Origin of the sequence: Modestobacter italicus, assembly GCF_019799965.1 — a bacterium.
In the GTDB taxonomy this organism is placed as follows: domain Bacteria; phylum Actinomycetota; class Actinomycetes; order Mycobacteriales; family Geodermatophilaceae; genus Modestobacter; species Modestobacter italicus_A.
Map to the genome: position 1 here is coordinate 272,237 of NZ_JABGCJ010000003.1, position 23,815 is coordinate 296,051.

A 23,815-nucleotide genomic window follows, 5' to 3' on the forward strand; every position below is an offset into this window, starting at 1 on the left:
GCGGGTAGCTCCTCGTCGTGACAGAGCACCGGGTCAGCGTCGTCATCGCCACCATGGACCGGCGCGAGTCGCTGCTGCGTTCCCTCGACCGGCTCGACACCCCCGGCGGCCCACCGGTGATCGTGGTGGACAACGCCTCCGCCGACGGCACCGCCGCCGCCGTCCGGGGCGCCCACCCCCGCGTCGACGTGCTCGGGCTCCCGGCCAACGCCGGCGCGGTGGCGCGCAACCGCGGTGTGGAGGCCGCCGGCACCCGGTACGTGGCCTTCGCCGACGACGACTCCTGGTGGGAACCGGGCTCGCTCGAGGCGGCGGCCGACCTGCTCGACGCCCACCCGGAGGTGGCGGTGGTCGTCGGCCGGGTGCGGATGGCCGCCGACGGCAGCGAGGACGCCGTGACCGGCAAGCACCGCGCCGAGGTGCTGGGCCGCTCCCCCGCCGGCCCGCTGGTGCTCAGCTTCCCGGCGTTCGCCGCGGTCGTCCGCCGGGACGCCCACCTGGCCGTCGGCGGCTTCTCCCCGTTCCTGTTCTTCGGCGGCGAGGAGCACCTGCTCGCCCTCGACCTCGCCGCCGCGGGCTGGCAGCTGGTGTTCACCGAGGACGTCGTCGCCTGGCACGACCCGGCGGGCCCCGACCGGCCGAGCCCGGCCCGCTGGGCGCTGCAGACCCGCAACGACGTCCTCGTCGACTGGCTGCGCCGGCCCCTGCCGGTGGCGCTGGCCGCGACCGGCCGGCTGGCCTCCCGGGCCGCGCGGGACCACGCGGCCCGGCGGGCGCTGGCCGGGGTGCTCCGCCGGCTCCCCGCCGCGCTGCGTCGGCGACGGCCGGTGCCCGCCGAGGTGGAGCGCCGCTTCGCCACCGCGCTGCGGCCGCTGGCTCAGTCGAGGAGCTGAAGGGCCCCGGTCGGGCAGGCCCGCACCGCGGTCTCCACCGCGGCCAGGTCGGTCGGCTCACCGACCTGCAGGCGGCCGTCCGCGTCGAGCTCGAACACACCGGGCGCCTCGAGCTCGCACACGCCGGCGCTCATGCAGACCTCGCGGTCGACCACCACCCGGGCCGTCACGCCTCCGTCAGCCGGGCCGGCAGCCGCTTGAGCCCGTTGACGAACGAGGACTGCAGCCGGGCCGGCGGGCCGATCACCTCCAGGTCGGGGAGCTGGTCGGCGAAGGCGCGGAAGGCCACCCCGATCTCCCGGCGGGCCAGGTGCGCGCCCAGGCAGAAGTGCGGGCCGCGCGAACCGAACCCGACGTGCGGGTTGGGGTCGCGGGACAGGTCGAAGCGGTGCGGGTCGGGGAAGACCGCCGGGTCCCGGTTGGCCGCTCCGTAGAACAGCAGGAACTTCGACCCGGCCGGGAACCGCTGCCCGGACAGCTCGACGTCCTGGGTCGCCGTGCGGCGCATCCAGGTGATCGGGCTGGTCCAGCGCACGACCTCCTCCACCGCGGTCCGGGTGAGACCGGGGTCGGCCGCCCAGCGGTCCCGCTCGACCGGGTGCTCGGACAGGGCCAGCACGCCCTGGGAGATCGCGTTGCGGGTGGTCTCGTTGCCGGCGACGAGCAACAGGATGAAGAACGAGGCGATCTCCTGGCGGGTCAGCCGCTCGCCGTCCACCTCGGTGCTGACCAGCGCGGTGGTCAGGTCGTCGGCAGGGTGGGCGTGCCGCTGGGCGGCCAGCCGCGCCATCAGCCCGGCCAGCTCCTCCCCCGCCGCCAGGAAGGCGGTCACCATGAGCGCCTCGTCCTGGACGAGCTCCGGGTCGCCGCCGGAGAGGATGACGGTGGAGTGCCGGAGCACCATCGCCCGGTCGTCCTCCGGGATGCCCATCATGTCGCAGATGACCCGCAGCGGGATCGGTGCGGCGAGGTCCCGGACCACGTCGATGGTGCCGTCGCCGTCCGCCGCGGTGCGCCGCGCGCGGGCCACCACGTCGTCGACGACCGCCTGCACCGAGCCGACCAGCTGCTCCAGCACCCGCGGGGTGAACGCCTTGGCCACGATCCGCCGGATCTTGCCGTGGCGCGGGTCGTCCATGCTGATCAGCGAGCCGTAGAACTCGTTCATGTCCGGGGGCATGTCCGCGATCGACACCGCGCCGGCCCCGGAGGAGAACAGCGCCGGCTGGCTGCTGATGGCCGCCACGTCGGCGTGGCGGGTCACCGCGTGGTACCCGGCACCGGGCTCGATGAAGGGGACGACGGGTTCGGCGAAGAAGGCGAACGGGCGGTCCCGGCGCAGCCGGTCGAAGACCGCGTGCCGCTGCTGCGGCGGAGCTCCCCAGAAGACCCGGTCGGACAGGTCGACGGCGTCGAGGTCGACGGCGTCCGGGTCGGGGTGCAGGGTGGGAGTCGACACGGAGGCCTCCCCGGGGGGACGGTGGTGGTGCCCCGACGCTAGCCCAGGAGTGGCCCGCGCCACACCCCTCCCTGCGGCGGCCCTCAGTCGCCGGCGAGCAACCCGGTGAACCACTCCCGCGCCGCGGCGTTGCCCGTCGCCCCGCGCTGCCGCGCCCCGGCCAGCTCCTCGGTGAGGGTGCCCGACAGGGCGTGCTCCAGGGCGGCGTCCAGGGTCGTCGGGTCGACCTCACCGGCCCGCAGCACGATCGGCCAGCCCAGCGCGGCCGCCTGCGCGCTCACCTTGGCCCCACCGGCGATGGCGTCGCAGGCGATCACCGGCTTGCCGTGCGCCAGCCCGAGCACCAGGGCGTGCAGCCGCATGCTGACCACCACGTCCGCCCGGCGGATCAGCGCCTCGACCTGCAGCGGGAAGCGCTCGTGCGGCTTCTCGAAAAGGTCCATGGTCAGCTCGAACCACGGGATTGCCCGGGCACCCAGCCAGCCCTCGATCGCCGCCCGCACCTGGGCCGCCTGGCTGCGGTCGCCGTACTCCTCCTGCGGGGGCGCGAACGCGACGGCCACCACGGGCACGTCCGGCGTGGTCGTGCCGATCGCCAGGTCCGGCCGGGAGATGCCCGGGGCGTCCCGCTCCCAGACCTGGTCGAACAGCGCCCGCCCGGCGTCGGAGACCACCGAGACGTTGACCGCCCAGCGCTGCGCACCGGCGAAGGCGGTGGTCAGCTCGCGCAGCAGCGGTGTGTCCGAGAGCGGGCCGCTGACGAAGACCAGGTGGGTGTAGTCGGCCGGGTCGAGCTCCCGCCAGTCCGGGCCGCGCTGCAGGTAGGGCGCCCAGGCCACGTCGTGCTCGACGCCGGCCTCGGTGAGCCAGTCGACGACGACGTCGGCCCCCAGCTCGTCGCCGATGGTGGCGATCACCTCGTCGAAGCTGAACCAACCGGTGACCAGGACGCGCATGCCCTCAGCTTCTCAGGCGCACCGCGCGCGCCTGCAGCGGCCTCAGGCGGCCGCTGACCCGTCGCCTCAGGACTCGGCGGCGACCAGGTCCCGGTACTCCGGGTGCCGCTCGATCCAGCCGCGCACGAACGAGCACATCGGGACGACGGAGCCGCCCTGGGCCCGGACGTCGTCCAGGGCGCCGCGGACGAGCGTGCTGCCCAGCCCGGAGTGCCCCTCGTCGCTGTCGACCTCGGTGTGGGTGAACACCAGCTGGTCTCCGCGGCGCTGGTAGGCGGCGACGCCGAGCAGGCGGTCGCCGTCCCGGATCTCGTAGCGGCTGTCCTCGGGGGCGTTGCTGACCGTCGGCTCCATGCCCCTCCGAACTCCCCTCCCGGCCGGGGTGTTCCCCGGCCGGGAGCCTCAGGACAGCCGGCGGGCCGCCGGCCCGGAGGTGACCGTCAGGATCCCCGGGAGGGTCAGCTCCCGCTCCCGGCAGGCCGCCACCACGGCCGCCCCGACGGCCTCGGCGTCGGCGGCACGGATGAGCGCGATGGCCGAGCCGCCGAACCCGCCTCCGGTCATCCGGGCCCCCAGCGCGCCGGCGGCGCGGGCCGCCTCGACCACGACGTCCAGCTCCACGGCCGAGACCTCGTAGTCGTCGCGCAGCGAGGTGTGCGAGCCGTCGAGCAACGGGCCGATCTCGGCCACCCGGCCGGCCCGGACCAGCTCGACGACCTCGTCCACCCGCTGGTTCTCGGTGACCACGTGCCGGGTGCGGGCCTGCAACCGCGGGTCGCTCAGCCGGTCGACGTCGGCCGGGGTGGCGTCACTGAGCCACTCCAGACCGAGCTGGCGGGCCGCCTCGTCGCAGTCGGCTCGACGCTTGGCGTACTGCCCGTCGGCCAGCGTGTGCTTGACCCGGGTGTCGATGACCATCAGCTCCAGGCCGGCCTCGGCCAGCCCGAGCTGCACCGGCTCGGTGCGGAAGTCGCGGGTGTGGATGAGCAGGGCAGAGCCCTCCTCGGCCAGCAGCGCGACCGTCTGGTCCATCCCCCCGGTCCCGGCGCCGACGACCTCGTTCTCCGCCCGGATCGCGGCCTGGATCAGCAGGTGCCGGAGCTCCGCGGCGTCGTTGCGGCCGGCCAGCTCGGCGGCGGACAGCGCCACCGCCGCCTCCAGCGAGGCCGAGCTGGACAGCCCTGCCCCCAGCGGCACGTCGCTGCTCACGGACACGTCCAGGCCCGGGACGTCGACCCCGGCCTGCTGCAGCGCCCACAACGTCCCGGCGGCGTAGCCGGCCCAGCCGGACACCTCACCGGGGCCGAGGTCGGCCAGTGTGCCCTCGAACGGCTCCGCATCGGGGTCACTGCTGCTGATCCGGACCCGGTCGTCGTCCCGGCGGCGCACGGCCGCAGCGGTCACCCGGGTGAGGGCCATCGGCAGGCAGCGCCCGCCGTTGTAGTCGACGTGCTCACCGATCAGGTTGACCCGTCCGGGCGCGGTCCAGACGCCGTCCGGCTCGCCGGCCCACGTGGACCGGAGCTCGGCGACGGCCAGGTCGGCCTGCTCCTGCGCGGTCACGAGGCCACCTCGCGCAGCCGCTCGGCGATCCGCTCCGGCGTCGTGTCGTTGATCCAGGCGCCCATGCCCGACTCCGAGCCCGCCAGGTACTTCAGCTTGCCCGGTGCCCGCAGCAGCGAGAACAGCTGCAGGTGCAGCCGGCCCAGCTCGCGGTCCTCGCCGGTGGGCGCCTGGTGCCAGCCGGAGATGTAGGGCACCCGCTCCACGCCAGGGTGGAAGCGGTTCACCCGGCGCAGCAGCTCCTGGTAGACGACGGCCAGCTCGGCCTTCTCCGCGTCGTCCAGGGCAGCGAGGTCGGGGACGTCGCGGTGCGGGGCGAGGTGCACCTCCACCGGCCAGCGGGCCGCCCGGGGCACGTAGGCGGTGAAGTGCTCACCGGCCAGCACCACCCGGGTGCCCTCGGCCTGCTCGGCAGCGAGCACGTCGGCCAGCAGGTTGCCGCCGGTCGCCTGCCGGTGCCGCCGGGCCTGCTCGAGCAGCTGCCCGGACCGCGGCGGCACGACCGGGTAGGCGTAGACCTGCCCGTGCGGGTGGGTGAGGGTCACCCCGATCTCCTGGCCGCTGTTCTCGAACACGAAGACCTCGGCGACGCCCGGGTCGGCCGAGTGGGCCGCCGTGCGCTGCGCCCAGGCCTCGACGATGGTGCGCATCCGCGCGGCCGGCAGGTCGACGACCGCGGCGTCGTGGTCGCTGGAGAATACGACGACGTCGCAGTGCCCGTAGGCGGGCCGGTCGGCGGGGCCGAACGGCGCCACGGGGCCGTCCTCGGCCGGACCGACGGTCAGCGGCGCGAAGCTCGGGAACCGGTTGGCGAAGACGGCGACGTCGTACGCGCTGTCGGGCACCTCGGTCGGCCGCTCGGGGTCCAGCGTCGGGTCCAGCGGGCAGTCCGCGGCGCTGGGCAGGAAGGTCCGGTTCATCCGGTGCCCGGCGATGGTCACCCACTCACCGGTCAGGACGTCGTAGCGGATCTCCCCGGCGTGCGGCGGCTCGGGCAGCGGGCGGACGTCAGCGGTCTCGTGCACCGGCCCGGCGGTGGCCTGGTCGTCGAAGTAGAGGATCGGCCGGCCGTCGGCCAGGGTGCGCTCGGTGACCCGCCCGGGCCACTGCTGCCCCCCGCCGGTGGTCTGTCCCGCCGTCGGTCCCGCGTCCATCCCTGTCGGTCCTCCTGTCGCCCTGCGCTGCCCGGTGCGGCCGCAGTCAGAGTCTGCACAGGCGGCCGCACACACGGACGGAGGGCCCGGTCACCTTGACGGTGACCGGGCCCTCCGGTTGGTAGCGGGGACAGGATTTGAACCTGTGACCTCTGGGTTATGAGCCCAGCGAGCTACCGAGCTGCTCCACCCCGCGTCGCAGGAGCAACGTTACCCCACGCCCCGCGCGGCTCGCACCGGGCCCCCCAAGGCGCCGTCGAGGGCTGCTCACGGGGCCACCGGTCACAGGGCCACCGGCCACAGGGCCACCGGTCACAGGGCCACCGGCGTGCCGGGCCGGGCCGTCAGTGCGTCGGTCAGCAGCGCGACGAGCGCCTCCAGCTGGACGTCGGCCGACGGCGACAGCTCCTCGTCCGACCCGTCCAGCGCCCGGGCCGCCAGGCCCGCCTTGCTGTCGATCAGCTCGGCGATGCGGGCGTCCATCGTCTGCGCGGCGATGATCCGCCACGCGGTCACCGGCTCGGTCTGCCCGATCCGGTGGCTGCGGTCGATGGCCTGGGTCTGCTCGGCGTCGGTCCAGGACAGCTCGGCCAGCACCAGGTCGGAGGCGACCTGCAGGTTCAGCCCGACACCCGCCGAGGTCAGCGAGCAGACCGCGACGGCCACCTCGGGGTCGTTGACGAAGGCGTCGATGTTCCGCTGCCGCGCCCCGGGCGTCTGGTCACCGCGGATGGAGGCGAACCGCACACCCTGCTTGGTGAAGGTCGCCTCCGCGGTGTCCATCACGTCGATGTGCTTGGCGAAGAAGACGACCTTGCCGGCGCTGCGGGCCAGCTGCGCCGCGTAGTCGGCGGCCAGGCCGGCCTTCGCCTCACCGATGCGCCGCATCATGCTGAAGACGTTCTCCCCGGCCTTGGTCGAGGTCGAGTCCTTCAGCTCCACCCGGGCCACCCGGCGCACCAGGTCGGCGTCGATGCCCTCGACCCGCTCGTCGGCCGGACGGTTGGCCAGCGCGGTCTCGTACCGCTCCACCATGCGCCGGGCGAGGTCCCGCTCGGCGGCGCGGATCGACCGCCCGGCCGGCCCGTCCAGCTCGACCGGGAGGTCGGCGATCCGGCGGGCCGGGATGTCGGCGGCCACGTCCACCTTGCGGCGGCGGACGATGCCCAGGTCGATCACGCTCTGCCGTGCGGCGGGGTAGAAGCCGGCGTCGGCGGGGGTCAGCCCGGTCTCCTCCAGCGCGTCGATCAGCTCACCGAGCGGCTTGCTGTCGTCGATCCAGCCGAGGAACTGCCAGATGGCCCGGAAGTCGTCGATGTCGTTGATCAGCGGGGTGCCGGTGAGCGCCATCAGCAGCGGCTTGGCACCGCGGGACCGGATGCGCTCGGAGAGCTCGAGGACGTGCTGCGAGCGCTGCGACGTCCGGTTCTTGATGAAGTGCGCCTCGTCGACCACCATGCCGCGGAAGCCGAAGTCGCCCAGCCACCCGACGTGCCGGTCCAGCACCTCGTAGTTGACGACGACGATGTCGGCGAAGCCGTCGAGCGTGTGCCCGTCACCCTGGATCACGGTGGCCCGGCGGTGCGGGGTCCACTGGCCGGCCTCGCGTGCCCAGTTGGTCTTGACCACGTTCGGGACCACGACGAGCAGCGGGTACGCCCCTGCCGCCTCCGCGGCCAGCAACGACTGGGCCGTCTTGCCCAGGCCCGGCTCGTCGGCGAGCAGGAAGGTCCGGTGCCCCGCCGCGGCCGCCGCGACGACCTGGCCCTGGTGCGGCATGAGGTCCCGGCCCATCGGGGTGAACCGGTCGGACGGCGCCGGGAGGGCCATGCACGCCGGGGCTCCGCCACCGGCGCGCTCGAAGGAGCTCAGCAGCGGGCCCAGCAGCTCCCAGCCGGCGAGCCGGCGCGGGCGCGGGGTGTCCTGCCGGGCGGCGGAGAAGTCCGGTGCGAGAAAAGGGTTCGCCATCTGTCGGGAGATGACCGACTGCGGCACCACCTGGCGCTCCGGCGCGACCGCGGCGGCGACGGGCTGCGGGGCAGGAGCCTCCTCGGCGGGCACCTCGACCCCGATGTCGGCCAGCAGCTCGCGCTTGAGCGACCGGGCCGCGGCCGAGACGACGGCGTCCTCGGACAGCAGCGCGAGGAGCGCAGGGTCCCGCACGGCGGTCTTGGCCAGGATCGTCCCGATCCCGTCGAGGCGCTTGAGCTGCTCGCCCCGGCGGGCCTCGCTGAGGGTGTCGTCGCTGCGGACCCGGGTGTGCTCCTCGCGCACCAGCAGTGCCACGACCTCGAACTTCGCGCGCACCCCGGGCGTGACCCGGCCCTTCTGGACGGCCGCCTCCACCTCACGGACGGTGCGGGCGAGCGCCGAGACGACGTCGCCGTCCCGGACCCGCCGCTGGTTCCGCGGGGCGCCACGGCGAGTGCCCGTCGGGGACTGGCCTCGTCGAGCCACAGACTCCTCCTCTGAGATGCCCCGGCACGGCGGCCGCGGCGGGGATGCCGCACACGCCACCGCGACCGGGCGGTGACCGTCGCCCGGAACGGGTGACGACCCTCGCCGGAGCAGGCCGAGCTGGCCGCTGGCGAGGAACGCGCCGACCTCGGCTCCGCTAGGACCGAGGGCGCCGGGCCCGATGCCCGTCCGCGCCCCGGACTGCACGCCGATGAGATCGGTCGCACCAACGAAAGCGGCCCCCACAGGTGCTGTGGGGGCCGCTTCGTCGTGGTAGCGGGGGCAGGATTTGAACCTGCGACCTCTGGGTTATGAGCCCAGCGAGCTACCGAGCTGCTCCACCCCGCGTCGGTAGGACAACCATACCGCACTCCGGGGCAGCGCCGCCGAGGGGGTGGTCACAGGCGCCGGGAGCCCCCGTGACCACCGCCGGCGATCAGCCGGTGGGCGATGCCGGAGCCGCCTGCCCGGTGGCGGCCTGATAGGCGTCGACCGCGGCCTGCAGGTCCTCCAGCGCCTGCCCCTGTCCGCTGAAGTCACCGGAACGCTGTGCCGCTTCGAGCGCAGCCAGTGCGTCGTTGATGGCGGCGACGGCCTGGTCCGCCGTCGCAGCCCCGGCGCCCCCGCCGTCGTCCGCCGGCGGGGCCGTCGGCGGGATGTCCTCGCCAGGCGTGTCGTCGGCCCCGTCGTCCTCGACGTTCTCGCTGTCCGGTGCCGCCTCCCCGGCCCCGGCACCGAAGACCTGCTCCAGCGCCTCGGCCAGGGTGTTGGCGTAGCCGATCCGGTCCTGGTAGTTCACCAGCACCTTCTGCAGCAGCGGGAAGCCACCGTCACCGGTGCCCTGCACGTACAGCGGCTCCACGTAGACCAGGCCGGCGTCGCCGATCGGCAGGGTCAGCAGGTTGCCGAACACCGGCTCGGAGTTGTCGCTGTTGAACAGCGTGAGGTCCGGCCGCACCTGGTTGTTCGACTCGAAGGCGTTCTGCACCTGCTGCGGGCCGCGGTACGGGGTGTTGCCCGGCAGCCGCAGCACCTGCAGTTCCCCGTAGCTCTGCGGCGCCGAGGACGCGGAGATGAACGAGGAGAGGTTGTCCCGCTGGAACGCGTTGAGCGCGCTGGTCAGCTGGAACGTCGCCTCTTCGTCACCGGGCCGCTGCGCCAGGATGTAGTACGGCGGCTGCGCCTCGTCGATGTCCTGCGTCGGGTCGTTCGGGACCTGCCACCGGTCGTTCTGGTTGTAGAAGTCGACCGGGTCGGAGACGTGGTACCGGGTGAGCACGTCGCGCTGCAGCTTGAACAGGTCCTCCGGGTAGCGCACGTGGCTGATGAGCTCCTCGCTCATCTCGCTCTGCGGCTGGACCACGTTCGGGAACGCGTTCATGTACGTCTGCAGGACCGGGTCGGGGTTGGCGTCCTGGTCCCAGGCGTACATCGTCACCGTGCCGTCGTAGGCGTCGACCGTCGCCTTGACCGAGTTCCGGATGTAGTTGAACTGGTCGTTGGGCAGCGCCGTCGTGCCGGTGCCGGTGAGCGCGTCGGCAGCGGCCTCGCCCAGCTCCATCTGCTCGGCGTAGGGGTAGGCGTCGGAGGTGGTGTAGCCGTCGAGGATCCACTGCACCCGGCCGTCGATCACCGCGGGATAGGGGTCGCCGTCCACCGTGAGGAAGGGCGCGGCCTTCTCCACCCGCTCCAGCGGGTCGCGGACGTACAGCACCTTGGACTGGTCGTTGACCGCGCCGGAGAGCAGGAAGTTCCGCTCCCGGTAGTAGATGGCGTAGGTCAGCTGCCGGAAGAAGCTGCCGATCGACACCCCACCCTCGCCGTCGTAGGTCGAGTTGATCTGACCCTCGCCCGAACCACCCTCGGGCTGGTCGAACTCGCGCGGCGCGGTGCCCTCGGGGGCGCCGACCACGGAGTAGACGTCCTGGCCGCCGACGTTGAGCAGCTCGCCGTAGTAGATGCGGGCCTGGTCGACGTCGATGTCACCGGTGGTCGGCAGGTTGCCGGTGGTGAAGTCCGGCTCGCCACCCTCCTGGCCGGCGACCACCTGGTTCGCCGGGGCGGCGACGAACCCGTTGCCGTGGGTGTAGACGGTGTGCCGGTTGATCCAGCTGCTCTGGTTCTCGCTCAGCCCCGTCTGGTCGAGCTCACGGACGGCGACCACGTAGTCCTGCAGCTGGCCGTCGATCTCGTACCGGTCGATGTCCAGCTTCTCCGGGAAGCCGTAGACGTTGCGGATCTGCTGGCGGGCGGTGAACGTCGCCGACAGCACGTTGGGGTCCAGCAACCGGGCGTTGGAGATCGTGGGCGAGTCGGCCAGCTCGGCCAGCGCCGCCTGGGTGTCGGCGTTGTCGGTGACGTCGGCCTCGCCCTCCTCGCCACCGCTGGTGGTCTGGCCCTGGGCGTAGTCGACGTACTGGACGTCGGAGAGCCCGTAGGCGTCGAGGGTGGAGCTGATCGCCCGCTCGATGTACTCCTGCTCCCGCTGGTCGGCCGAGGGGCGGACGACGAACTGCTGCACGATCGCCGGGTAGGCCACCCCGATCACCAGACTGGAGGCCAGCAGCAGCACCAGCGCCGCGGCCGGCAGCAGGGTGTTGCGCACCAGGATGTTGGCGAAGAACGCGATGGCGCAGATGGCCGCCACGACCACCAGGATGTTCTTGGCCGGCAGCAGGGCGTTGACGTCGGTGTAGGAGGCACCGGTGAAGACGTCACCGCGGTCGGAGTAGACGAGGGCGTACCGGTCCAGCCAGTAGGCGATCGCCTTGAGCCCGACGAACAGGCCGAGCAGCACCGACAGCTGCACCCGGGCCGCCCCGGTCAGCTTCTGCCCCGGGGTCTGCAGCCGCAGCCCGCCGAAGACGTAGTGCGTGAGCACCGACCCGATCAGGGCCAGCAGCACGATGGCGAAGCCGAAGCCCAGCGCCAGCCGGTAGAAGGGGTAGTCGAAGACGAAGAACGAGATGTCCAGCCCGAACTGCGGGTCGGTCTGCCCGAAGTCGGTCGAGTTGCGGAACTCCAGCCAGGTCTGCCAGCTGCCCTGGGCGGTGAAGCCGGCGAACAGGCCCAGCACCACGCCGATCGCGGTGAGCACCAGCTTGCGGCGGGGCTCCACCGACTGGCGGTAGCGCTCCAGGTTCTGCTGCTCCAGCGACATCGGCCGGAACGCCGGGCGGAAGCGGTAGGCCAGGTACACCGCGAGGGCGACCAGACCGCCCATGGCCAGCGCGGCCACCGCGAACAGCAGCGCGCGGGTCTGTATCTCGGTCCAGAAGACCTCGGTGAAGCCGGTCTCGTCGAACCAGAGGTAGTCGACGTAGACGTTGGTCAGTGTGCCGATGACGGTGAAGAGCACCAGCATGACGGCGACGATGCCGATGACCAGCTTCGCGCGCCGGGACAACGTCGGCACCGGCACGGGGGGCCGCATGGCCACGGTCGGTCTCCTGTCTTCTTGCGACTTCGAGGGGGCGCGGGCGCCTGGGCCCGGCCGGGGAACACGATCTCAGCAGCCCGGGTACCGCCGGCGGCGGGAGGCGGGAACTGGGGTCCGATCCTCCAACTGTTGTCGGCCGCGACGGGTTCCCAGCGCGGTCACGAGCAGGTCACGGACGGCGGACGGCCCCGGTCAGCACAGCTCCGGGGTCCGGCCGGCACGGAGGTCGGCCAGCGCCTCGAGCGCGTCGTCCAGCGTGGCCACCTCGGCCAGCGGCAGCCCCGGCTGGGCGTTGGCCACCGCCTCGGCGCAGTTGTCGGCCGGGACGAGGAACAGCTCGGCACCGATCTCCCGGGCCGAGACGAGCTTGAGCGGGATGCCGCCGATGGGGCCGACGGCGCCCGCACCGTCGATCGTGCCGGTGCCGGCGACGACCGCACCCGCGGTCAGGTCGGTGTCCCCGACCATGTCGATGACGCCCAGGGCGAGCATCAGCCCGGCCGAGGGCCCACCGACGTCGTCCACCTCGATGTCGACGTCGAAGGGCGCGTACGGCGTCTCCAGGATCAGGACGCCCAGGGCCGAGCCGTCGCCCTCGGCGGCGGCGGCCGTCGTGACGGTGGCGACGCCGGGCTCGCCCGCCCGGGTGTAGCCCACCTCGACGGTGGAGCCGGGCGGGATCCCGGCGAGCACCGCCGCCAGCGCCGCCTGATCCGGTGTCGGGGTGCCGTCCACCGACTCCAGCGCGTCGCCGGCCTGCAGCTGCCCCTCGGCGGCCGACTCCTCCGCCAGGTCCTGGACGACGACCTTCTCGGGGTAGCCCAGCTCCGCGAACGCCGCGCCCCGCGCCGCCTGCTCGGAGGTCAGGAACGCCTGCCGGTTCGCCGCCTGCGTCTCCTCGACCGACCGGTCGGAGGGGTAGACCTGCTCGCGCGGGACGACGGTGACCTCGCTGTCGAACCAGCCCTGGACGGCGCCGACGAGGGTGAGCCGACCCTGCGGGATGCCGACGGTGGTCAGGTTGAGGTTGCCGGAGGTCTCGTTGGGCTCCCGGCCGGAGACCGTGATGATCGGCGTGCCGTCGATGTCACCCAGGGTGTTGTAGGTGGGACCGGGCACCTGCGCCACGTAGGGCACCGGGAGCAGGGCACCCAGTACGCCGAAGACCAGCAGCAGCACCGTCCCGGCGCCCAGGACGGTGGTCCGACGGTTCACGTTCCCTCCTCGGTGGCGGCGGGCCCCCTCGGCCGTCGGCCCGCGGCCGCGGCGGGTGCACCCGTCGAACGGCGAGAGTAGGTGACCGGGGCCGACGGCCGGTCGCGGTCGCGTTCGCCCTGGGCAGAGCCGCGGTGCCCGAACGGGCCGGTCGGCGGGCGGTCGACCCGGTCCCTCGCGTCTACGGTGGACCCATGAGCGATCTCCCCTTCGGCTTCGGCGTCCCCGACCGCGACCCGGAGCGCCGCGGCGAGTCCGACGGCCAGGGCGGCAGCGGCGCGGGCGGCACCGGTCCGGGCAGCACCGGACCGGGCGGCGCTGACCCGTTCGGCCTCGGCGCCCTGTTCGGTGCCGTCGGTGGTCCCGGTGGCGCCGGTGGCGACCCGTCGGACCTGCTGGGCAAGATGCCGCTGTTCGCCGAGCTGCAGAAGCTGATGAACTGGTCCGGCGGCCCGGTCAACTGGGACCTCGCCCGCCAGGGCGCGATCAGTGCCCTGGCCCCGGGACACCAGCCGACCTCGGCCGGTGAGCAGGCCGCCGCCGCCGAGGCGCTGCGGCTGGCGGACCTCTGGCTCGACCAGGTGACCGAGCTGCCGTCGGGCATCGACCGCGGCCTGGCCTGGTCACGGGTGGAGTGGGTGGAGCAGACCCTGCCGGCGTGGGCCGCCCTGATCGACCCGCTCGCCGAGCGGGTCGTCGCGGCGATGACCGGCGCGCTGCCCGCCGAGGCAGCCGCCATCGCCGGCCCGCTGGCCGGGATCATGGGCCAGATGGGCGGGGTCATGTTCGGCGCCCAGGTAGGCCAGGCGCTGGCCCGGCTCGCCGACGAGGTCGCCACCAGCACCGACGTCGGCCTCCCGCTGGGCCCCAAGGGCGCCGGCGTGCTGGTGCCGCAGAACGTCGCCGCCTTCGGCGAGGGCCTGGACCGCCCCGAGGACGAGGTCCGGCTGTTCCTGGCGCTGCGCGAGGCCGCCCACCAGCGCCTGTTCGCGCACGTGCCGTGGCTGCGCCAGCAGCTCACCGACGCCGTCCACGCCTACGCCCGGGGCATCCACGTCGACCGCGAGGCGATCGAGCGCGGCCTGCAGGACGCGATGAGCGGCATGGAGGGCGGCATCGACCCGAGCGACCCGGAGAGCATCCAGCGACTGCTGGGCAGCGGGGTGCTGGAGCCCGAGGAGACCCCCGAGCAGCAGATGGCGCTGCGCCGGCTGGAGACCATGCTGGCCCTGGTCGAAGGCTGGGTCGACAGCATCGTGGCGGCCGCCGCGGCCGAGCGGCTGCCCGGCCACTCGGCGCTGGCCGAGACGATGCGCCGGCGGCGGGCGTCCGGCGGCCCGGCCGAGCAGACCTTCGCCACGCTGGTGGGGCTGCAGCTGCGCCCGCGCCGGCTGCGTGACGCCAGCACGGTATGGGGCGCGATGACCCAGCAGCACGGCACCACCGAGCGCGATCGGCTCTGGTCGCACCCGGACCTGCTGCCCACCTCCGACGACCTGGACGAGCCGATGGACTTCGTCGCCCGGCAGGGGGCGGCCGACCCGTTCGCCGAGCTCACCGACGGGCTGGACGCCCCGTCGGAGGAGACGTCGTCGGAGCCGGGCGAGGGGTCGGCGGACGACGAGGACGGCGGGACCGCCCCCCGCGCCTGACCCCCGCAGCGGTCATCCCCCGCCTGGAGGCTCGCCCTGAGCCGGGCGACGTGCTGGATCGGCCCCGCTGCAGGGTCCCGCCGCGAGCTCGCGAGTGGTGGGGCAGCGGGGTCCTTCCTCAGTCGACGGCGCCGGGCTCCAGCTCGGCGTCGTCCGGCCGGTCGCCCGTGGAGCCGAACTCGAACCCCTCGAGGAAGCCCAGGGCGCGCTCGGCCCGCGGGTAGGCGTGCACGAGGGCCCAGAAGCGCGCGTCGTGACTGGCCTCGAGCAGGTGGGCCAGTTCGTGCACCAGCACGTAGTCGACGACGAACTCGGGCATGCCGCGGAGCCGGCTGGACAACCGGATGGACCGGTCGGCAGGGGTGCAGGAACCCCACCGGCGGTGCTGGTTGTCCACCCAGCGCACGCTGGCCGGCACGGCCCGGCCGCCCAGGTGGGCGACGGAGAGCTCGTGCGCCCGGGCCATCAGGTCGTCGTCGGAGCCGAGGTTGCGCCGACGGCGCTCCTCCCGGGTCTGCAGCTTGGCGACCATCTGGTCGACCCAGCGCCGCTCCTCGTCCGGGCTGAACGCCGCCGGGATCAGCACGATGGTGCGGCCGTTCTCCCGGTAGGCCGTGACCGTCCGGCGGCGGCGGGCGCTGCGGCGGACCTCCACCTCCGGGGTGGGGCGGGGAGCCGTCCGCGCGGCGGGGACGGCCGTCGACGCAGCCGGCTGGCGGCGGTCAGGTCGCTGGTGCACGTGCGCACGGTAACCGGCCGCGGCACCGCCGCCCAGCGAGAGGACACCCGGTCGTGGCAGGTGCACACGGAGGGTGGACAGCGCCCTGGGCGGTGTCCCCCGAACGGTGGACCGGGTCGCCCTCTCCACAGGGCCGACGCGCGCGTCGGTGCAGGTGGGCGGCTGGTCGACGACCCGGTGCAGACCGCCGTCACCAGCCCGTCCCCCGGCCGTGCACAGCGACACCCCGAGCGGTCCCCACGTGCTCCACAGGGCCGTCCACAGGCTGTGGGCGTCCGGAGCCGCGTGCCCGGGCGCCTGTGGACGACGCGCCCGGTGGGCCGGCCGCGCTGGCACGCTCCCAACGGTGACCGAGAGCCTCCACCCGCTGTTGCCCGCCGCCACCCCGGTGCTGCGGCTGGACGACGACCTGCTGCAGGTCGGTGGCGTGGACGGCCGGGCGGGGCTGCGGGTGCAGCCGGCCGGCGCCGACGTCGCCGCGCTGATCCGCCGGCTGGACGGGCAACGCCCCGAGCGTGCGGTCCGGGCCGGGGCGGTCGCCGACGGGGTGCCCGCGGCGGTGGTCGACGACCTGCTCGCCGGACTGCGGAGCGCCGGGCTGGTGCACGACCTCGCCGCCGCCGACCTGCTGGCCGCCGACCCGGGGCCGGCGGCCAGGGCGCGGGCGGCGGTGGAGCTGCCGGCCGCCGTCCCGGCCCCCGGCACCGGTGGCCGGTGGCGGGCGCGACGGCAGAGCGCGGTCGTCGTCGAGGGCGCCACCCGGGTGGGCACACCGCTGGCGGCCGTACTGGCGGCCAGCGGGGTCGGCCGGGTGCACGTCCGGGACCGCGGCCCGACCCGGGCCGGCGACGCGGTGGTCGGGGGCGCCGCCGCCGGCGACGAGGGCCGCCCCCGGGCCCTGGCCGCCGCCGACGCCGTTCGCCGGGCGAGCCCGCTGACCGACCTGCGCCCGCTCGCTCCGGAGGCGGCCGTCGACCTGGTGGTGCTGTGCCGGCCCTGGGCGGCCGCCGACCCGCTGACCGCGGCGCTGCACCGGGCCGGGACGCCGCACCTGGTGGCGACGGTGCGCGGGGAGACCGGGATCGTCGGTCCGCTGGTGGTGCCCGGAGCTGCGGGCGGTTGCCTGCGCTGCGCAGAGGCCTGGCGGCGGGACGACGACCCCGCCTGGCCCCGGCTCGCGGCTCAGCTCGCCGCGGCCGACGCGGCGCCCACCGGCTCCACCCTCACCGCGTTGTTCACCGCGCTCACCGCCGCGGTGCAGGTGCTCGCCCACCTGGACGGCGACGACGACCCGGTGACCGTGGGCGGTGCCCTCGAAATGCGGCCCCCGGAGTTCCTCCCCCGGCTCCGCCGCTGGCCGGCGCACCCGGACTGCGCCTGCGGAGCCGCCCGGCGGTCGACCCCCGGCCCCGGCCCCGACGCCGACCGGTGACCGCCCGAGCCGGGGCTCGATGAGCTCGTCCGGGGCGGCCGGGGCCCGCAGAGGGGACAATGGGGTGGTGAGTGACACCGGGCGGGACATCCCACGGGGGGCGGTGTCCCGAACGGCCCGGCTGGCCGCCCTGCCGTTGGGCGCCGCGGGGCGGGCCACCCTCGGCATCGGCAAGCGGCTGTCCGGCCGGCCGGCCGAGGAGGTCGACGCCGAGCTCCAGCAGCGCACCGCGGAGCAGCTGTTCGCCGTCCTCGGGCAGCTCAAGGGCGGGGCGATGAAGCTCGGCCAGCAGCTGTCCATCTTCGAGGCCGCCGTGCCCGAGGAGGTCGCCGGCCCGTACCGCGAGGCGCTGGTCAAGCTGCAGGAGGCCGCGCCACCGATGCCGGTGCGCACCGTGCACGCGGTGCTCGCCCAGCAGCTGGGCGGCAGGTGGCGGGAGCGGTTCCGGGAGTTCGACGACACGCCCGCCGCGGCGGCCAGCATCGGCCAGGTGCACCGGGCGACCTGGCGGGACGGCCGGGACGTCGCGGTCAAGATCCAGTACCCGGGTGCCGGCACGGCGCTGATGGCCGACCTCAACCAGCTCGCCCGGTTCGCTCGGCTGTTCGCGGTGCTCTTCCCGGGCATGGAGGTCAAGCCGCTGATCGCCGAGCTCAAGGCCCGGGCGGAGGAGGAGCTGGACTACGGGCTGGAGGCCGACGCCCAGCGGGGCTTCGCGGCCGCCTACGCCGACGACGACCAGATCGTCGTCCCGCGCGTGGTCGCCAGCGCGCCCAAGGTCATCGTCTCGGAGTGGCTGGAGGGCACGCCGCTGTCGAAGGTCATCGCCTCGGGCACCCGGGAGCAGCGGGACCGGGCCGGGCTGCTGATGGCGGTGCTGCACTTCTCCGGCCCCCAGCGCGCCGGGCTGTTGCACGCCGACCCGCACCCGGGCAACTTCCGGCTGCTGCCGGACGGCCGGCTGGGTGTCATCGACTTCGGCGCGACGGCCCGGCTGCCCGACGGGCTCCCGGAGCCGATCGGCCGGCTGGTGAACTGGGCGCTGGACGGCCGGGCCGAGGACGTGCTCACCGACCTGCGCGCCGAGGGCTTCGTCCGCCGGTCGGTCGAGGTGGACGCCCGGGCGGTGCTGGACTTCCTGCTGCCGTTCCTCGCCCCGGTGGCCGCGCCCTCGTTCCGGTTCACCCGCGCTTGGATGCAGGAACAGGCGAACCGGCTCGGCGACCCGCGCAGCGAGGCCAGCCAGCTGGGCCGGCAGCTCAACCTGCCGCCGTCCTACCTGCTGATCCACCGGGTGACCATCGGGTCGATCGGCGTGCTCTGCCAGCTCGACGCCGAGGCGCCCTATCGAGGCGTCTGCGAGGAGTGGCTCCCCGGCTTCGCGGGGTGACCTGCGCTCCTGCCGGCGGTCAGCCGACGCCGGACCGTGGGCTCGGCGACGACCGCTATGCCGTGGACCCCGCGGCGGCCGACCGACGAGGGGGCAGCTGCTCCGCTCCGGCCGGAGCGCCGGTGGCGCCACGGCCGGAGCGGAGCGCGGCTGACGCCGCAGGGTGTCGCTGTCTCGTGCAGCCTGCTCACCGCACCCTCACCAGACGGCGGAGCTGGCGCGGGCGGCCCGCTGCGACGCCCGCTCGGCCCGGCGGGCCCAGCGCCGGGCGCTGATCAGCCGCCGGGCGCGGGCGGCCGCGTCGGCCTCCGCCATCCGTCGGGACATGTGGGCGTGGGCCAGGTCCTGGTCCAACAGGTTCATCTCGGTTCCTCCGGGGTCAGCGGCACCGCAGGGCGGTGCCGACTGGTGGTGCATCGGGTGGTGGGGCGTCCGGCGTGGGGACGCCGGACGCCGGTCCTGCGGGTGGGAGACCTCATGCCGCGGCCTCGGTCCGGACCTTCGGCGGCCGCCCCCGGGGGCGCTTGCGGGCGATCACGACGCCACGGTCGAAGATCTCCCCGCCCCAGACGCCCCAGGGCTCGCCCCGGTCCAGCGCCCCGGCCAGGCAGGCCGACCGGACCGGGCACTGGGCGCAGTGCGCCTTGGCCTGCTCGAGCTGGGCCGGGCTCTCGGCGAACCACAGGTCCGGGTCCTGGACCCGGCAGGGCAGGGCCCGCCGGACGACTGCCTGCGCCGCCTGCTGGTGGGACACGTGCGTGCGGTCGAGCCCGGCGCGACGGGACGTCGCGGGGTCGATCGTGGTCTGCACGGTCGCTCCTCCTCTTCCTTCGTCTCTTCGACCGGTCGACGGGGGCCCGCCGACCGGGTGGTCGGGGTGGGTCCGCAGAGTCAGGCCGGAAAAGACTGAGGCCGCGGTTCCCGGTGTCCGGGTTCCGCGGCCTCGAGGAGGACCAGCTGAGCTGTGCTAGCTCAGTGGGTCTTCCGGGGGCAGGTCACCCGGGGTGCTGCTGGTGTGCCGAGCAGGGACGCCGGCGAAGGCGCCCGTCAGGGCGGTGGTCTGGTCGGACGGCTGGGCATCGGTGCCGATGGGCGCACCGGTGGTGAGGGAGCCGGTCGTGCCGGCGGCGGCGATCAGGCCGCGCAGACGGGCGGTGGCGTCGGACCCGGCGTTGGACAGACCGGTGCCGTTCCACGGAGCGGCGTACGGCGCCATCAGGGCGACCCGGTCGGCCGGGACGGAGCAGCGCAGGCCGACGGCCGGCGAGGTCACGGTGCTCACGCCGGCGACGGTCATGTCGGTGCTGTTCACGGGGCCCCTCCTTCCGGGGTCGGAGCCCGGCCTGCCGGCCGGTCTCCCTGCGAGTGCTGCTCGGGACGTGCGGTGCTGCGGTCGTGCGGTGCTGCTGACGTGCGGTGTTGCTCGACGTGCTGACCGCTCACGGTCAGTACTGCGTCCTGGGTCACGCCCAGGCGGTGATGCGAAGGCTAGGGGGTGCGCCGGAGGGGGGTCAAACGAATTACCGGAGTTTCCTGAGAAAGTGTGTCCGCGCTGGTCGAGGGCCTGTCAGCCCTCGACGGTGGCGATGACCTCGGCTCCGTACAGCTCGAGCTTGCGGGCCCCCACCCCGGGCAGCCCCGACAGCTCACGCACCGTCGTGGGTCGCGCCTCGGCGATCGACTGGAGGACCGCATCGGTGAAGACGACGTAGGCCGGCACCGACGCCGCCTGCGCGGTGGCACTGCGCCAGGCACGCAGCCGCTCGAAGAGCTCCCCCGCCTCCCCCTCCAGGACGACCTTCGGACGCTGGGCCGGGCGCCGGGGAGCGGCCGCGGCGTCCGGAGCGAGACCGTCGAGGAACCGGCTGCGCGGCCGGGAGCGCCGTCCGCCGGGGTTGCGGGCCAACGACCAGGACAGGGTCAGCTGCTCACGGGCTCGGGTGACCGCCACGTAGAGCAGCCGGCGCTCCTCCTCGACCGCCTCCGGTCGGGACTGCGACTGGGCGATCGGCACCACGCCGTCGACCAGGCCGACGACGAACACGGCATCCCACTCCAGGCCCTTGGCCGCGTGCATGGAGGCCAGGGTCACGCCCTGCACGGTCGGGGCGTGCTGGGCGCTGGCCCGCTCGGCCAGGTGCGAGACGAAGCCCGCCAGGTCCAGGGTGGGCTCCTCGGCGACCAGGTCGACGGCGAGGTCGACCAGCGCCGCCAGGGACTGCCAGCGGTCGCGGGCCGCCCCGCCGGGCGGCGGCCGGTGCTCGACCCAGCCGGTCGAGGCGAGCACGTCCCGGACGGCGGGCACCAGCGCACCCGGGTCGTTGCCACCGGCGGCCGCGCCCCGCAGCAGCAGCACCGCCTCGCGCACCTCGGGGCGCTCGAAGAACCGCTCCCCGCCCTTGAGGACGTAGGGGACCCCGACGTCGGCCAGCGCCGACTCGTAGACCTGGGACTGGGCGTTGATCCGGAACAGCACGGCGATCTCGCTGGCCGGCAGGCCACCGTCGATCAGCTCGCGGCAGGCGCGGGCCACCGCCGCCGCCTCCGCCGGCTCGTCGGGGTGCTCCACGAACCGGGGTGCCGGCCCCTCGGCCCGCTGACCGAGCAGCCGCAGCCCCGGCAGGCCCTTGCGCGGCGGGGCCTGACCGATCAGCTTGTTCGCCAGGCCGACCACCTGCGGGGTGGACCGGTAGTCGCGCTCGAGCTTGACGACCTCCGCGTCGCCATACCGGTCGGCGAAGCCCAGCAGGTACTCCGGGTCGGCGCCGGTGAAGGAGTAGATGGTCTGGTTGGGGTCGCCGACCACGCAGACCTCGGCGCGACCGCCGAGCCAGGCGTCGAGCAGCCGCTGCTGCAGCGGGTTGACGTCCTGGTACTCGTCGACCACGAAGTGCCGGTACTGGGCGCGCACCTCGCGGGCGACGTCCGGGTGCTCCTCGATGGCGTAGGCGGTGACCAGCAGCAGGTCCTCGAAGTCCAGCGCACCGTCGCGGGACTTGGCCTCCTCGTAGCTGCGGTAGACCGCCGCGACCGCAGCGGCGTCGAAGGGCAGGTCCCGGCCGGCCGCGGCGGCACGGGCCGGGTAGTCCTCCGGGGTGGCCAGCGTGGTCTTCGCCCACTCGATCTCGCTGGCCAGGTCACGCAGGCTGGTGCGGTCGGTGGTCAGCCGGTTGCGGGTCGCCGCACCGGCCACGACCCGCAGCTTGTTCTCGATCAGCTCGGGCATCGGTCCGCCCAGCACCCGCGGGGCGAAGTAGCGCAGCTGCCGCATCGCCGCGGCGTGGAAGGTGCGGGCCTGCACCCCGCCCACCCCCAGCGCCGAGAGCCGGCCGCGCAGCTCTCCCGCCGCCCGTGCGGTGAACGTCACCGCGAGCACCTGCTCGGGCACGTACTCACCCACGAGCACGCCGTAGGCGATCCGGTGGGTGATGGTGCGGGTCTTGCCGGTGCCGGCACCGGCGAGGATGCAGACCGGCCCGCGCACCGCCTCGGCGGCGGCCCGCTGCTGCTCGTCCAGGCCGGCGAGCACCGCCTCCGCCCCCGCCGTCCCCCCGGCCACCTGCCCGTCGACCGCTGACCCCTCCACGACCCGCGACGTCCCCACGTCGAGGAGTGTCCCAGCCCGCGCCGACAGGACGGGGAAGGATCCCCACAGGCACGGCGTTGGCCCCTCGGCAGGCTCCGGACGACGGGTCGCCCCTCCCCGGGTGGCCCATCCGGGGACGCACGAGAGAGGATCCACCCGATGAGCGCTCCAGCACCCGCAGTGACGATGTACACCACCAACTGGTGCGGCTACTGCAACCGGCTCAAGAAGCTGATGCAGCGTGACGGCATCGACTACGCCGAGGTCAACATCGAGGTCGAGGAGGGCGCTGCCGAGGTGGTCATGCAGGCCAACGGCGGCAACCGCACGGTGCCCACGCTCGTCTTCGCCGACGGAAGCGCGCTCACCAACCCGAGCATCGACCAGGTGAAGGCCCAGCTCGCGCAGCTCCCGGGCGCGTGATCCCGGGTCCGCGGCCCCCGGCGGGCGGTACCTGCCCACCGGGCGGCTGCGGCGACCCTCCCGGTGACCCCTCACCGGCCTCCAGGGAGGGTGCGATGGACCCCGTCGACGACGAGCCCTGCACGACCGCCCGGCCGGTCGCCGTCCAGCTGCCCACCGGTGTGCTGCGCAGCCCCTCCGGCGACACCGCGGTGGTGGTCGTGCGCACGGCGGGCGGGTGGACGGTGCTGACCGCCGGCCCGGAGGACGCCGCCACCGCAGGGCGCTGCCCCGAGGGGAGCGCCCTGCCCCTCGTCGAGGCGATGTCGCTGGCCGACCTCGTGGCCGGTGAGCTGGGGGCCACGCCCGAGCCGGACCGCCAGGCCCGCCGGGCGGCCCGCAACGGCTCCACCGCCGCTGCCGACGAACCGGCACCGGACCCACGGGACGCCGAGTTGACGGCGCTGCGCCGCACCGTGGCCCAGCTGGAGCACGCGCTGGCCGCCCGGGTGTCCATCGAGCGCGCCATCGGGGTGCTCGCCGAGCGGCACGGCAGCACACCACGTGAGGCGTTCGAGGAGCTGCGCGGCCAGGCAAGGTCCCAGGGACGCCCGGCCGCCGACCTGGCCGCCGAGGTGCTCGACGGCCTGCGCGGGCGCGCGGCCGTGCCGGGCCAGCGCACGACACCGGCCACGGCCGACGCCCCGGCGTCCGGGCACCGCGCCACCGGCCAGCTCGGTGCCCGCCGGGTGCAGCGCGCGCCGCGGCACCCCGCCGGCGAGGACACCGCACCCGAGGTGCACAGCTGACCTCCCCGCTCCCGCTCTCCCCCGCCGCCCTCGCCGACCGGCTGGCCGAGCTGATCGCCGCCGTCCCGGCCGAGGTCGGCGCCGCCGCGCTCCGCGTGGCCGTGGACGGCCCGGAGCTGCCCGGTGCACCGGGGGCGACCGGGCCGCTGGCCGTGACGCAGGCGCTGGCCGAGCGGCTGCCCGCGCTGAGCCGCCCGGCGGTCGTCGTACCGGCGGAGGGGTTCTACCGCCCGGCGTCGCTGCGCCTGGAGCACGGACGCACCGACCCCGACGCCCGCTACAGCGACTGGCTGGACGCCGGCGCACTGGCCCGCGAGGTGCTCGACCGCTGCGGCCCCCGCGGTACGGGTGAGTACCTGCCGGCGCTGTGGGACCTCGAACGGGACCGCGCCGCCCGCCTGCCGCCCCGCCCCGCCCCGGCCGGCGGGGTGCTGCTGGTGCCCGGCTCGCTGCTGCAGGGACTGGGCCTGGCCTTCGACGTCGTCGTCCACCTGCGGGTCAGCCCGGCGGCCCGCCGCCGCCGGGCACCCGCGGACCGGGCGTGGGAGCTGCCCGCCTTCGACCGCTACGACGACGAGGTGGACCCGGCCACCCTGGCCGACGCCGTGGTGCTCGCCGACCACGCCGACCGCCCCGCGCTCGTCCTGCAGGGCCGCTGGGCCTGAGGGC

21 protein-coding genes and 2 tRNA genes are annotated in these 23,815 nt (G+C 74.8%); 7 read left to right on the top strand and 16 right to left on the bottom strand.

The features are described 5' to 3' along the window. The first annotated feature begins 17 nt into the window (after nucleotides 1-17). The gene (locus HLA93_RS08895) at nucleotides 18-893 is read left to right on the top strand and encodes a glycosyltransferase family 2 protein (RefSeq protein WP_222194031.1); all 876 of its coding nucleotides are present in this window, start codon (nucleotides 18-20) and stop codon (nucleotides 891-893) included. Here HLA93_RS08895 and HLA93_RS08900 read toward each other — a convergent pair. The 11 genes from HLA93_RS08900 to HLA93_RS08950 form a co-directional block, all read right to left on the bottom strand. Continuing rightward, on the bottom strand, nucleotides 878-1,063 hold the full coding sequence (locus HLA93_RS08900) for a ferredoxin (protein WP_222194032.1): 186 nt from the start codon (nucleotides 1,061-1,063) through the stop codon (nucleotides 878-880). The two genes, HLA93_RS08895 and HLA93_RS08900, sit on opposite strands and share 16 nt — an antisense overlap. Then, nucleotides 1,060-2,352, bottom strand: coding sequence for a cytochrome P450 (locus HLA93_RS08905; protein ID WP_308128023.1), 1,293 nt, complete (start codon nucleotides 2,350-2,352; stop codon nucleotides 1,060-1,062). The genes HLA93_RS08900 and HLA93_RS08905 overlap by 4 nt, the downstream gene beginning before the upstream one ends. Nucleotides 2,353-2,435: 83 nt before the next feature. Then, the gene (locus HLA93_RS08910; RefSeq protein ID WP_222194033.1) at nucleotides 2,436-3,308 is read right to left on the bottom strand and encodes a polysaccharide pyruvyl transferase family protein; all 873 of its coding nucleotides are present in this window, start codon (nucleotides 3,306-3,308) and stop codon (nucleotides 2,436-2,438) included. 66 nt (nucleotides 3,309-3,374) lie between these two features. Then, nucleotides 3,375-3,662 (bottom strand): GNAT family N-acetyltransferase, encoded by a 288-nt coding sequence (locus HLA93_RS08915; RefSeq protein WP_222194034.1) that lies wholly within the window; start codon nucleotides 3,660-3,662, stop codon nucleotides 3,375-3,377. A gap of 48 nt (nucleotides 3,663-3,710) precedes the next feature. Then, on the bottom strand, nucleotides 3,711-4,871 hold the full coding sequence (galK, locus tag HLA93_RS08920; protein WP_222194035.1) for a galactokinase: 1,161 nt from the start codon (nucleotides 4,869-4,871) through the stop codon (nucleotides 3,711-3,713). Then, nucleotides 4,868-6,025 (bottom strand): galactose-1-phosphate uridylyltransferase, encoded by a 1,158-nt coding sequence (gene galT / locus HLA93_RS08925; protein ID WP_222194036.1) that lies wholly within the window; start codon nucleotides 6,023-6,025, stop codon nucleotides 4,868-4,870. Before galT ends, galK begins: the two co-directional genes overlap by 4 nt. A gap of 119 nt (nucleotides 6,026-6,144) precedes the next feature. After that, nucleotides 6,145-6,221: transfer RNA gene (locus HLA93_RS08930), tRNA-Met, on the bottom strand. 116 nt (nucleotides 6,222-6,337) lie between these two features. Then, the gene (locus tag HLA93_RS08935; RefSeq protein ID WP_222194037.1) at nucleotides 6,338-8,482 is read right to left on the bottom strand and encodes a DEAD/DEAH box helicase; all 2,145 of its coding nucleotides are present in this window, start codon (nucleotides 8,480-8,482) and stop codon (nucleotides 6,338-6,340) included. Nucleotides 8,483-8,753: 271 nt separating this feature from the next. Next, nucleotides 8,754-8,830, bottom strand: a tRNA-Met gene (locus HLA93_RS08940). An 88-nt stretch (nucleotides 8,831-8,918) separates the two neighbouring features. Continuing rightward, nucleotides 8,919-11,915, bottom strand: coding sequence for a UPF0182 family membrane protein (locus HLA93_RS08945; RefSeq protein WP_246626278.1), 2,997 nt, complete (start codon nucleotides 11,913-11,915; stop codon nucleotides 8,919-8,921). Nucleotides 11,916-12,113: 198 nt separating this feature from the next. Next, nucleotides 12,114-13,136: a YlbL family protein gene (locus HLA93_RS08950; protein WP_222194039.1), complete on the bottom strand. Its 1,023-nt coding sequence runs from the start codon at nucleotides 13,134-13,136 to the stop codon at nucleotides 12,114-12,116. A 194-nt stretch (nucleotides 13,137-13,330) separates the two neighbouring features. On the opposite strand from HLA93_RS08950, the gene HLA93_RS08955 reads away from it, so the two are divergent. After that, nucleotides 13,331-14,788: a zinc-dependent metalloprotease gene (locus HLA93_RS08955; protein ID WP_222194040.1), complete on the top strand. Its 1,458-nt coding sequence runs from the start codon at nucleotides 13,331-13,333 to the stop codon at nucleotides 14,786-14,788. Between the two features lie 118 nt (nucleotides 14,789-14,906). Here the strand turns inward: HLA93_RS08955 and HLA93_RS08960 are convergent, their stop codons facing one another. After that, nucleotides 14,907-15,527, bottom strand: a complete 621-nt coding sequence (locus HLA93_RS08960) for a M48 metallopeptidase family protein (protein WP_308128024.1) — start codon at nucleotides 15,525-15,527, stop codon at nucleotides 14,907-14,909. A gap of 346 nt (nucleotides 15,528-15,873) precedes the next feature. On the opposite strand from HLA93_RS08960, the gene HLA93_RS08965 reads away from it, so the two are divergent. After that, nucleotides 15,874-16,959 (top strand): ThiF family adenylyltransferase, encoded by a 1,086-nt coding sequence (locus tag HLA93_RS08965; RefSeq protein ID WP_222194041.1) that lies wholly within the window; start codon nucleotides 15,874-15,876, stop codon nucleotides 16,957-16,959. Nucleotides 16,960-17,026: 67 nt separating this feature from the next. Then, nucleotides 17,027-18,349: an ABC1 kinase family protein gene (locus HLA93_RS08970; protein ID WP_222194042.1), complete on the top strand. Its 1,323-nt coding sequence runs from the start codon at nucleotides 17,027-17,029 to the stop codon at nucleotides 18,347-18,349. 198 nt (nucleotides 18,350-18,547) lie between these two features. Here HLA93_RS08970 and HLA93_RS08975 read toward each other — a convergent pair whose 3' ends face one another. From HLA93_RS08975 to HLA93_RS08990, 4 genes are all read right to left on the bottom strand, one after another. Then, nucleotides 18,548-18,712: a hypothetical protein gene (locus HLA93_RS08975; RefSeq protein WP_222194043.1), complete on the bottom strand. Its 165-nt coding sequence runs from the start codon at nucleotides 18,710-18,712 to the stop codon at nucleotides 18,548-18,550. A 112-nt stretch (nucleotides 18,713-18,824) separates the two neighbouring features. Then, nucleotides 18,825-19,160 carry a WhiB family transcriptional regulator gene (locus HLA93_RS08980; protein ID WP_439957970.1) on the bottom strand — a complete coding sequence of 112 codons (336 nt, stop codon included), beginning with the start codon at nucleotides 19,158-19,160 and terminating at the stop codon, nucleotides 18,825-18,827. Nucleotides 19,161-19,316: 156 nt separating this feature from the next. After that, nucleotides 19,317-19,661: a hypothetical protein gene (locus tag HLA93_RS08985; RefSeq protein WP_222194044.1), complete on the bottom strand. Its 345-nt coding sequence runs from the start codon at nucleotides 19,659-19,661 to the stop codon at nucleotides 19,317-19,319. 255 nt (nucleotides 19,662-19,916) lie between these two features. After that, nucleotides 19,917-21,953 (bottom strand): ATP-dependent DNA helicase UvrD2, encoded by a 2,037-nt coding sequence (locus HLA93_RS08990; protein ID WP_308128025.1) that lies wholly within the window; start codon nucleotides 21,951-21,953, stop codon nucleotides 19,917-19,919. 141 nt (nucleotides 21,954-22,094) lie between these two features. On the opposite strand from HLA93_RS08990, the gene HLA93_RS08995 reads away from it, so the two are divergent. The 3 genes from HLA93_RS08995 to HLA93_RS09005 all read left to right on the top strand — a co-directional run bounded on the left by HLA93_RS08995 (nucleotide 22,095) and on the right by HLA93_RS09005 (nucleotide 23,811). Beyond that, nucleotides 22,095-22,358 (top strand): mycoredoxin, encoded by a 264-nt coding sequence (locus HLA93_RS08995; RefSeq protein WP_222194045.1) that lies wholly within the window; start codon nucleotides 22,095-22,097, stop codon nucleotides 22,356-22,358. Nucleotides 22,359-22,453: 95 nt separating this feature from the next. Further along, a complete protein-coding gene (locus HLA93_RS09000; RefSeq protein WP_222194046.1) occupies nucleotides 22,454-23,146 on the top strand; it encodes an ANTAR domain-containing protein in 693 nt (230 codons plus the stop codon). Between the two features lie 95 nt (nucleotides 23,147-23,241). Beyond that, entirely contained in the window at nucleotides 23,242-23,811 is a 570-nt protein-coding gene (locus HLA93_RS09005; protein ID WP_308128026.1) for a uridine kinase, read from the top strand. Nucleotides 23,812-23,815: the final 4 nt, after the last annotated feature.

What these genes read in the sequence shown, in the direction of transcription:
- HLA93_RS08945 (WP_246626278.1), bottom strand. Translation starts at nt 11,915, where the DNA reads ATGCGGCCCCCCGTGCCGGTGCCGACGTTGTCCCGGCGCGCGAAGCTG.
- HLA93_RS08995 (WP_222194045.1), top strand. Translation starts at nt 22,095, where the DNA reads ATGAGCGCTCCAGCACCCGCAGTGACGATGTACACCACCAACTGGTGC.
- HLA93_RS08915 (WP_222194034.1), bottom strand. Translation starts at nt 3,662, where the DNA reads ATGGAGCCGACGGTCAGCAACGCCCCCGAGGACAGCCGCTACGAGATC.
- HLA93_RS08910 (WP_222194033.1), bottom strand. Translation starts at nt 3,308, where the DNA reads ATGCGCGTCCTGGTCACCGGTTGGTTCAGCTTCGACGAGGTGATCGCC.
- galT (WP_222194036.1), bottom strand. Translation starts at nt 6,025, where the DNA reads ATGGACGCGGGACCGACGGCGGGACAGACCACCGGCGGGGGGCAGCAG.
- HLA93_RS08955 (WP_222194040.1), top strand. Translation starts at nt 13,331, where the DNA reads ATGAGCGATCTCCCCTTCGGCTTCGGCGTCCCCGACCGCGACCCGGAG.
- HLA93_RS09000 (WP_222194046.1), top strand. Translation starts at nt 22,454, where the DNA reads ATGGACCCCGTCGACGACGAGCCCTGCACGACCGCCCGGCCGGTCGCC.
- HLA93_RS08975 (WP_222194043.1), bottom strand. Translation starts at nt 18,712, where the DNA reads ATGAACCTGTTGGACCAGGACCTGGCCCACGCCCACATGTCCCGACGG.